Annotated in this window: 9 protein-coding genes and 3 tRNA genes; 7 read left to right on the forward strand and 5 right to left on the reverse strand. The window is 62.3% G+C overall.

Annotation, left to right across the window (positions count from 1 at the left end; genetic code table 11):
• The first annotated feature begins 77 nt into the window (after positions 1–77).
• Positions 78–150, forward strand: a tRNA-His gene (locus A0W34_RS18515).
• A 293-nt stretch (positions 151–443) separates the two neighbouring features.
• On the opposite strand, the gene A0W34_RS18520 is transcribed toward A0W34_RS18515, so the two are convergent.
• Positions 444–854 carry a MerR family transcriptional regulator gene (locus A0W34_RS18520; RefSeq protein WP_054782262.1) on the reverse strand — a complete coding sequence of 137 codons (411 nt, stop codon included), beginning with the start codon at positions 852–854 and terminating at the stop codon, positions 444–446.
• A 55-nt stretch (positions 855–909) separates the two neighbouring features.
• On the opposite strand from A0W34_RS18520, the gene A0W34_RS18525 reads away from it, so the two are divergent.
• The gene (locus tag A0W34_RS18525) at positions 910–1,872 is read left to right on the forward strand and encodes an oxidoreductase (protein ID WP_081558064.1); all 963 of its coding nucleotides are present in this window, start codon (positions 910–912) and stop codon (positions 1,870–1,872) included.
• Between the two features lie 132 nt (positions 1,873–2,004).
• Here the strand turns inward: A0W34_RS18525 and A0W34_RS18530 are convergent, their stop codons facing one another.
• The gene (locus A0W34_RS18530; protein WP_442971950.1) at positions 2,005–3,174 is read right to left on the reverse strand and encodes a L,D-transpeptidase; all 1,170 of its coding nucleotides are present in this window, start codon (positions 3,172–3,174) and stop codon (positions 2,005–2,007) included.
• 368 nt (positions 3,175–3,542) lie between these two features.
• On the opposite strand from A0W34_RS18530, the gene A0W34_RS18535 reads away from it, so the two are divergent.
• From A0W34_RS18535 to A0W34_RS18545, 3 genes are all read left to right on the forward strand, one after another.
• Positions 3,543–3,615: transfer RNA gene (locus tag A0W34_RS18535), tRNA-Lys, on the forward strand.
• A gap of 111 nt (positions 3,616–3,726) precedes the next feature.
• On the forward strand, positions 3,727–5,157 hold the full coding sequence (locus A0W34_RS18540; RefSeq protein ID WP_081558066.1) for an amidase: 1,431 nt from the start codon (positions 3,727–3,729) through the stop codon (positions 5,155–5,157).
• Between the two features lie 93 nt (positions 5,158–5,250).
• Positions 5,251–5,323, forward strand: a tRNA-Lys gene (locus A0W34_RS18545).
• 66 nt (positions 5,324–5,389) lie between these two features.
• On the opposite strand, the gene A0W34_RS18550 is transcribed toward A0W34_RS18545, so the two are convergent.
• A complete protein-coding gene (locus A0W34_RS18550; RefSeq protein ID WP_003945299.1) occupies positions 5,390–5,611 on the reverse strand; it encodes a DUF3618 domain-containing protein in 222 nt (73 codons plus the stop codon).
• Between the two features lie 145 nt (positions 5,612–5,756).
• Between A0W34_RS18550 and bcp the strand changes: the two genes are divergently transcribed.
• A complete protein-coding gene (bcp, locus tag A0W34_RS18555; RefSeq protein WP_007733290.1) occupies positions 5,757–6,230 on the forward strand; it encodes a thioredoxin-dependent thiol peroxidase in 474 nt (157 codons plus the stop codon).
• Here the strand turns inward: bcp and A0W34_RS18560 are convergent.
• On the reverse strand, positions 6,227–7,576 hold the full coding sequence (locus tag A0W34_RS18560) for a dipeptidase (RefSeq protein ID WP_007733289.1): 1,350 nt from the start codon (positions 7,574–7,576) through the stop codon (positions 6,227–6,229). The genes bcp and A0W34_RS18560 overlap by 4 nt on opposite strands.
• 290 nt (positions 7,577–7,866) lie before the next feature.
• On the opposite strand from A0W34_RS18560, the gene A0W34_RS18565 reads away from it, so the two are divergent.
• Positions 7,867–8,568 carry a TetR family transcriptional regulator gene (locus A0W34_RS18565; protein WP_003945379.1) on the forward strand — a complete coding sequence of 234 codons (702 nt, stop codon included), beginning with the start codon at positions 7,867–7,869 and terminating at the stop codon, positions 8,566–8,568.
• Positions 8,569–8,626: 58 nt separating this feature from the next.
• Here the strand turns inward: A0W34_RS18565 and acpS are convergent, their stop codons facing one another.
• Positions 8,627–9,025: a holo-ACP synthase AcpS gene (gene acpS, locus A0W34_RS18570; protein WP_003945362.1), complete on the reverse strand. Its 399-nt coding sequence runs from the start codon at positions 9,023–9,025 to the stop codon at positions 8,627–8,629.
• Positions 9,026–9,035 lie beyond the last annotated feature (10 nt).

Raw genomic sequence — 9,035 nt, forward strand, 5'->3', positions numbered from 1 at the left:
ATTGGCTTCCTGACCGACTTTCGCGCTAGTATCTCTTTCGTCAAAGCAGCCGGGTCAAACCGGTGGCCGAGGCAATGGTGGGCGTAGTTCAGTTGGTAGAGCACCAGGTTGTGATCCTGGCTGTCGCGGGTTCGAGTCCCGTCGCTCACCCAAGCGGAACCCCCGAAGGTGTCGAAAGACATTTTCGGGGGTTCTTTTGGTTTGTGCGCCAGCCCCAATCTCCCCTTCCACAGCCGGGTGAACGTATCGCTCCCATTCTCTGGCAGGGGCAGCGATACGTTCACCCGAAGTGGGTGGGGTGGCGACCGCGACAAATCGCGCGCTCCCGAGCAACCCGTGCCCGAGCCGAGCGAACGTACCTCTGGTCGCTTCAGATAGACCGAAAGCCACTTTCGCTCACATCGGGGTAGCTGGAATTCGCCGCAAATAGCCCCAGCCGTCGATCACTCGGGCGACGGTTGCGGCTCCCAGACACCTGCGACGGTCCCCTCGCGAACGTGTCGCTCATATGCCGAAACCTTGTCGTGGATGACGGTCAGGTTGTCCTGCATCGCAGCGATCCTGGATCGAATCAACTCCTCATGCGACTGCAAAAGTGAAAGCCGCTCCTTCTCGTTTCCTGGCCCTGACCTGACGAGCGCGGCGAATTCGCGGATAGTGGCGATCGGCATACCCGAATCTCGGAAGCGATTGCACAGCTTCAACCAAGAGACATCGCTTTCGGAGTACACCCGACGCCCACCTGCCGAGCGCGCAACCTCGTGAACGAGCAATTCCTCACGTTCGAAGTATCGAAGGGAATCGATACTGATTCCGGTCTGGACAGCGACGTCACCGATTGACAGTTCGCGCATTGCCTGGCGACCTTTCCTTGACCTGGAGTGCACTCCAGATTTTACGGTCGCAGCCATGAATTCCATCCAGCGCAAAATCAACACCGGATACTCCCGAGTCTCCACTGCCAACGACGTACTTGCCGGACAAGATTTAACAGGCACTACGGTTTTGGTCACCGGCGGGTACTCCGGACTCGGATATGAGATTTCGCAGTCACTTTCTTCGGTCGGCGCGCGAGTTGTAGTTCTTGCCCGCCGACCAGAACAGGCACGGAGGGCGGTGGCCGACCTTCCGGGTATCGAAGTGCGAGCGTGCGACCTGTCGGACCCGAGCAGTGTCAGATCGTGTGCGCGAGAAATTCTCGAATCCCGGATCACTCCGGACATCATCATCTGCAATGCGGGGGTCATGGCCTGCCCGGAACTCCGTGTCGGCTCCGGATGGGAATCACAATTCGCGATCAATCACCTCGGGCACTTTGTACTGGTGAACCTGCTTGTGCCAGCCATGCCCGCAAACGGTTCTCGCGTAGTCGCTGTCTCGTCGGCGGGACATTTTCTGTCGGGAGTGCGTTGGAATGACATACATTTCCGCAACGGTTACGACCGCTGGCTTGCGTACGGTCAAGCCAAGACTGCAAATGCTCTATTCGCTGTACAGCTGGCGAGCTCCGGTGCTTCACGCGGTATCAGTGCGTTCTCCGTCCATCCCGGGAGCATCCTCACTCCCCTTCAACGTCACTTCTCTGCATCGGAGAAACACGATCTCGGATGGACGACGTCGAATGGCGACGCCGTGCCGGGGTTCAAGACTCCCTCCCAGGGCGCCGCTACAACGGTGTGGGCAGCGACGGCACCGATACTCGCCGATCACTCCGGCGCGTACCTCCAGGACTGCAACGTCGCGGACGTCGCGCAGACTGATGACATGGGCGTCGGCGGAGTGAAACCTTGGGCTACCGATCCTGCCGACGCACGCAGATTGTGGGCACTGTCCGCTGAGATGACCGGAGTGGACGCGTTCGGTCGACGCTGACACCGAGCGAACGTACCTCCCGTCGCCTCAGATAGACCGAGAGGCACTTTCGCTCACAACAGGTGACAGATGCAGAATGCCCCCAACCGGACGGTCGGGGGCATTCTGGCGTTCAGCGCTTCAGGGACGCACTCAGACGTCCGCGTTGCCGGTCTTCCAGACGCTCCAGGGAATGTTCCAGTCACCGAGGCCGTCGGTGCCGGAGAGAGTGCCGCCGACGGTGTTCTTGACGACGACGATGTCCCCACGCTTGGTGTTGTCGTAGACCCACTTGGCGTTGGACGGGCTCAGGTTGAGGCAGCCGTGACTGGTGTTGGAGTAGCCCTGCTGCCCGACCGACCACGGCGCCGAGTGGAAGAAGATACCGCTGTAGGACATTCGGGTCGCCCAGTCGACGGGGGTCTTGTAACCCTGCGCCGAGGTGACCGGGACGCCGTACGTGGACGAGTCCATGATCATGTTCGCGAAGCGGTCACCGATGATGTAGACGCCGTTGTCGGTGGGAGTGCTGTCCTTGCCCATGGAGGTGGGCATGGTCATGACGGTCTCACCGTTGACCTGGAAAGTGACCTGCTTGGTGTTGTCGTCCGCCGTGGCGATGACGGCATCACCGATGGTGAAGGAACTCTTCGCGTCTTCCTGCCCGAAGACTCCCTTGCCGAGATTGCGCCCGTACACGTTGACGCTCACGTCGACCTTGGTGCCCGGTGCCCAGTAGTTCTCCGGACGCCAACGGACCTCACGATTGTTGACCCAGTAGAACGCACCTTCGACGGCCGGAGTCGTGGTGACGGTGATCGCGGCTTCGGCAGCCTTGCGATCTGGGATGATCTCGTCGAACTGCACCGCGATGGGCTGACCGATGCCGACCACGTCACCCTCGTTGGGCAAGACGTACGGCTTGGTGACGTTGCCGGGTGCGCTGGTGGTGAAGGACGTGACCGTCGTACTGGCGCCACCCAATCCGAATGCGCGGGCCTCGATTTTGTACTTGCGGTTGTAGCCGAGTGGCTCGGTGGTGGTCCACGACGCACCGTCGGCAGCAATCGCGCCGGCAACTGCCTTGCCGTCCTGATTGACCATCGTCACGTCGGACAGAGCGCCGTCATCGACGTTGATCTTGACCGGGTCGCCCGGCGAGAAGCCGACAGCGCCGTCGGCAGCGGTCGAGGTGAGTTTCGGCTTGATGAGTTCGGTGAGCGGATTGGAATCGATCGGCGCCGACCCTTCGGTACTGACGTCCTTGCCGCCCGACGTGCACGCGGTCATCAGAACGAGAGCACCGAGAGACGCCGCGATCATCGCCGCGCCCTTCGACGCTCGACCGTTCCCCCCGCGCACGGACAGACCCCACCTTTGACGACTCATCGTTCGACTCCGCTTCACAATTTCTCCGACTAACTTCCGCGTCACATGCGAATCCCACTTACCGGAAGGCAAGTGGGACTTGCGGTATGACTGCGCTGCCCCAATGATGCCAGGCGCGCTCGTTACCAACGGTCATGAAAGGCCACGCCGTCAGTAACGTTCAAGTATCAATCGCTCCGAACCGTCCGTTTTGTTACCGCTTTCAGCGGATTTCCTCCGATCGGACTACAGCGGTGACGCCTCCACCTGGCGATTTGCTCCCGAACCGGCGATTCGGCTAATGTTCTGTCTCGCAAGAGCGAGCGCCTATAGCTCAGTTGGTAGAGCAAGTGACTCTTAATCACTGGGTCCGGGGTTCGAGTCCCTGTGGGCGCACTTGCAAAGGTCCCCACCTTCTTCGGAAGGTGGGGATTTTTCTTTGTGTCGTGGTGAACAGGTTGTGGTGAATAGACTTCACAGTTATCGGAACCACGGCCTGGAGGATTGATGACCGAGCGCGAAACCACACCGGGCAGTGAGCTGGCATTTGCCGGGGTTGCGGGTCAGGCCGCTCTGATCCGGTCCGGAGAAATATCGGCCCGCGAGCTCACCGAGAACACACTTCGCCGTATCGAACGCCTCGATTCGACGCTCAATGCTTTTGTGCGAGTTCTCGCAGACGAAGCGCTCGACGAAGCGACACGTCTCGATCAGCGCCAGGCCGACGGCCACAGCCTGGGCCCACTGCACGGAGTTCCGATCGCGATCAAAGACGAGAACGACGTCGCCGGAACGCCGACGACGTACGGCGGTGCGGCGGCAACCCGCATCGCCTCCGCTGACTCGGAGGTCGTCCGGCGGTTGCGCGACGCCGGCGCGGTGATCGTCGGCAAGACGACGATGCCCGAGTTCGGCATCTGGCCCTTCACGGAGACTGCTGCAAACGGCTACACCAGAAACCCTTGGGACACCGGCGTATCCACGGGCGGATCGAGCGGAGGATCTGCGTCGGCCGTCGCGTCAGGCATGGTCGCAGCGGCAATCGGCGGCGACGGCGGCGGTTCCATCCGACTGCCTTCGGCGTTCTGCGGGTTGTTCGGACTCAAACCGCAGCGCGGTCGGGTGAGCACCGCGCCGAACCGCAACCTCTGGCGCGGACTCGGCACGGTAGGCCCTCTCACTCGTTCCGTCGAGGACAGCGCGCTCGTGTACGACGTGATAACCGGTACCACCGGGATCGACGACTACACAGCCGAAACGCTCCGCACCAGCTTTGCCGAGTCAGCCGCGTCGGCGCCCGGGCCGCTTCGCATTGCAGTGTCCACCCGGAGTCCGGTCCGGGGCGTCCGCCCGTCCCCGGAGGTCGTTGCCGCGGTGCATTCGATCGCAGAGATGTTGAGCGCGTTGGGACATCACGTCGAAGAGCACGATCCCGAGTACCCGGACGCAACTGCAGCATTTCTCCCCCAGGTGCTCGGCGGCGTCCGCGACGAAGCACTGCGCGTCGATCATCCAGCGTTACTCGAGAAGCGCACACGAGCACTCGCGTCGATCGGCCGGATAGCCGCTCCCGCGCGCGTCGGGAAATTCGCTTACCGCAAAGGTGAGCGAATCGCAGCGACGGTCAACCAGGTCTTCGACACCTTCGACCTGGTCCTGATGCCGACCACGCCCGCGCTGCCACGCCCGATCGGACAACTCGAAGGAACCGGCCTTCTGTCAGCAGTCCGCAAGGCGTTGCCGATCGCCGCCTACTGTTCGATCTGGAATGTCTGCGGCAACCCGGCGGCCGCTGTGCCCGCCGGGTTCTCCGAACGCGGACTCCCCCTGAGCGTCCAACTGGTCGGGCGCAGCGGTGGTGAACCGACCATTCTCGCCGTCGCACAGCAGTTGGAAAGCACCGTCCGCTGGCCGGATTCGCACCCTCCACACTCGTGAATTCCGGAAGCGATGTAACCATCGTCACCACGATGAACACGCGTTTTGCAAACTCCTGAGCCTGTCGGCTAATGTTCTGTCTCGCAAGAGCGAGCGCCTATAGCTCAGTTGGTAGAGCAAGTGACTCTTAATCACTGGGTCCGGGGTTCGAGTCCCTGTGGGCGCACTTGCAAGAAGGCCCCCACCTCACCAGGTGGGGGCCTTCTTCATGTTCTGCCTTCGACAACTCGGGTCAGCGAATGATCTTCCGGACCACGAGTAGCCCCACCACTGAACCGACTGCGATCAGCGCGTACTTCACTGCCGGCTCGTTGAGCTTGGCGAGCACCGTCTTCTTGGTGTTCTCGACCAGCCGCTTCGGGTTGGTGCGGACCGTCAGTTCGTCGAGTGTGCTCGCGAGCTGGTTACGCGCCTTCTCGATCTCGCGTTCGATGCTCTCGGTGTCCCTGGGCACGTGTCCTCCAACTTGTCTGTGTTCTGCTGCTCTGTGTGCGGGTCTGCTGTGCGGACGCAGCGCGCCGACACTTCGCTCTACCGTAGAGGAGCAGAATGCCCTCGCGCCCACCTGCCGCGCAATTTCTCGACTAACCTCGATTCCCGTGACCGAGAACAGTAGATTGTCCGCCGGCGACGTCGCGCCGGATTTCACGCTCCCAGACGCCGATGGCAACGAGGTTTCCCTTCACGATTACCGTGGCCGCAAGGTCATCGTGTACTTCTACCCGGCGGCCAGCACCCCGGGGTGCACCAAGCAGGCCTGCGACTTCCGTGACAGCCTCGCCGAGCTGAACGGCGCCGGCCTCGAAGTCATCGGAATCTCGCCGGACAAGCCCGCAAAACTCGCGAAGTTCCGCGATACCGAAGAGTTGACCTTCCCGCTGCTCTCCGATCCCGAGAAGGCGACGCTCGAAGCCTGGGGCGCGTTCGGTGAGAAGAAGATGTACGGCAAGACCGTCCAGGGCGTCATCCGCTCGACGTTCCTCGTCGACGAGGAAGGCAAGATCGAGGTGGCCCAGTACAACGTCCGGGCCACCGGCCACGTCGCCAAGCTACGACGCGATCTGTCGGTCTAACTCCCGTACCGGCTCAAGAACAGAGCCTCCGCGAAAGCGAGATTCTCGATCTCCGACGGGTCGACGCTTTCGTCGGGCGCATGAATGCGGCATTGCGGTTCCTCGACGCCGATCAACGCGATCTCCGCGTCGGGGAACTGCTCGGCCAGTGCACTGCACAGCGGTATCGATCCCCCTTGGCCGGCAAATCCGACTTCGCGGCCGTAGGCATCGGTGAGCGCGGACTTCAGCTGCGCGAAACCTGCACCCTCCGTCGAGGACGAGAACGGCGATCCCGTCGATTCCGGAACGACCTCGATGTGGACGCCCCACGGCGCCGCCGCGCGGAGGTGGTCCGTCAACAACTTCTGTGCCTGCGCCGGATCCGTGCCAGGCGGGACACGAAGATTCAGGCGCGCCGACGCGCGGGGCGTGATCGCCGCCGCCGAACCCACGACCGGCGGGCAGTCGATACCCAGGATGGTCAGCGCCGGACGAGCCCACACCTGCTCGGCGACCGAACCGGAACCAGTCAGCTGCACCCCTTCGAGCACCCCGGCGTCGGAGCGGAACTGATCGCCGTCATAACTGACACCCGCCCATTCCTGGTCGTTGGTCAAGCCTTCGACAGTGGTGTTTCCGGCGCTGTCGTGCAGCGTCGAGAGTATGTGCACCAGCGCGGTGATCGCATCGGGCGCCGGTCCACCGAAGACACCGGAGTGAATCTCACCCTCGAGCGTCGACACGTGGACCACAACGTTCGCGATCCCGCGCAATGACGTCGTGATCGTCGGCTCCCCGACTTCGGTGTTGCCGGTATCGGCGATCAGGATCATGTCGGCTGCAAAAAGTTCGGGCCGCTCTCGCACCAGATCCTCGAGACCGCCAGTGCCCATCTCCTCGGATCCTTCGGCGACGAGCGTCAGGTGGACGCTCGGGTCCACACCGGCTGCGGCGAGCGCTCGCAGAGCTGTCAGATGCATGACGACGTTGCCCTTGCAGTCGGAAGCGCCCCGTCCGTACCACCGTCCGTCGCGCTCGGTGAGCGTGAAAGGCGGGGAGCCCCAGAGCTCTTCGTTTCCGGGCGGCTGAACGTCGTAGTGGCAGTACAGCAGAACGGTCGGAGCACCGCCCGGGCCTGGTCGACGCCCGACAACCGCGGCCGAACCGTCGGAGGTCTCGATCGCCTCGATATCGGCGAAACCCTGAGCCCGGAATGCCTCCAGGACCCAATGCGCAGCGGCCGCGCATTCTTCCGGCGGGTACTGCCGTGCATCGGCGACGGACTTCATCGCCACAAGTGCACTCAGATCCTCACGGGCACGCGGCATGAGTTCACCTACCGCGGTTCGCAGTTCTTCCGTCATCGTCTCCCTCTCCTCGGCATCGAATCTCGGTGTGCCCGAAGAATCTCAGTCTGCCCGAATCGGACGTAGGCAGGCGCCAGGATCGCCGTTGCGCCACACCGCGCAGCAACCTCTTCGGCTACTGGACAGTTGGTCACCTAGTATCGAGGTGTGGCAACAGCATCGGGACTCGTGTGCGCGCACCTGCGCGGTGCGTTTCGACCGATCACGACCGCCGAAGTAGGTGGCCGATGACACCGGATAATGCACAAGTCCCAAATTCGACAGAAAACACCGATAGCCTGGAAGACGTGCAGCCCACGACTCGTCACCGCGCGCGGCGACGAGTCGACCCAGCACTGGAGAATCCCCAGAGCCTCGAAGAACCGCAGGAACTGCTGCCGCGCAAGCGTCCGACGCAAGAGCGCAGCCAGCGTAAATTCGACGCACTCCTGGCTGCGTCACGGGAACTCCTCACCGATGTCGGTTTCGAATCGTTCACCTGTGAAGAAGTCGCGGCACGTGCTGACGTCCCGATTGGGACGCTTTACCAGTTCTTCGCGAACAAGTACGTCATCGTGTGCGAATTGAACCGCCAGGACCTCGTCGGGGTCCAGCACGAGCTTGCTCAGTTCGGCGGCGAAGTACCCTCGCTCGACTGGTTGCGGTTCCTGAACAGTTTCGTCGATCACATGGCCGGGCTGTGGACGTCTGATCCGTCGCGCCGCGAGGTCTGGCTGGCGATGCAGTCGACGCCGTCCACGCGGGCAACCGGAGTCATTCACGAAAAGCAGTTCGCCGAGACCGTAGCGAAAATGCTCGGCCCGTTGACGCCTCGTACGCGGCGAGATCGTCGCCTGATGATGGCGGAAGTTCTTGTCCACGTGGTGTATTCGATGCTCAATTTCTCGGTTCAGGACGGTCAGTCGCATGCCGACGCCGTCGCCGAACTGAAAAGGTTGATGATCGCGTATCTCCTCGTCGCCGAGAAGGAATCCCGCACGAAGGACTAGTCGAACGACAAAGAGCCGGTCTCCCCTTGGGAGACCGGCTCTTTCGTGTGCGGCAGTGCTACTCCGGGTCGGATTCGATGACCGCGAAAGCGCCCGCCATGTCCCCGTCGTGCGTGAGCGAAATATGAATCTTCACTCCGGTCAGGTGTTTGGCCACGTCACCGCGAAGCCGGATGCCGGGGCGCCCCCAGGCGTCCGAGACGACCTCGATCTGATTGTGGATCATTTCCCCCAGCACCGGTGGGCCGGCGAAGAGAGCAGTTGACCATGCCTTGATCACTGCTTCCTTCGCAGCCCACCGGGCGGCGAAATGTCGTGCCGGTTCGGAGCTCCGGGTAGCGGCGTCTCGACGCTCGCCCGGTGTGAAGTTGTCGAGCATTGCCGTTCCCGGCCTGTTCAATTGCTCGGCGAACTCCGACACCGTCACGAGGTCGAAACCGATACCCAGAACTCCCATACCGTGACTA

Origin of the sequence: Rhodococcus sp. BH4, assembly GCF_002079265.1 — a bacterium.
Lineage (GTDB): Bacteria > Actinomycetota > Actinomycetes > Mycobacteriales > Mycobacteriaceae > Rhodococcus_F > Rhodococcus_F qingshengii.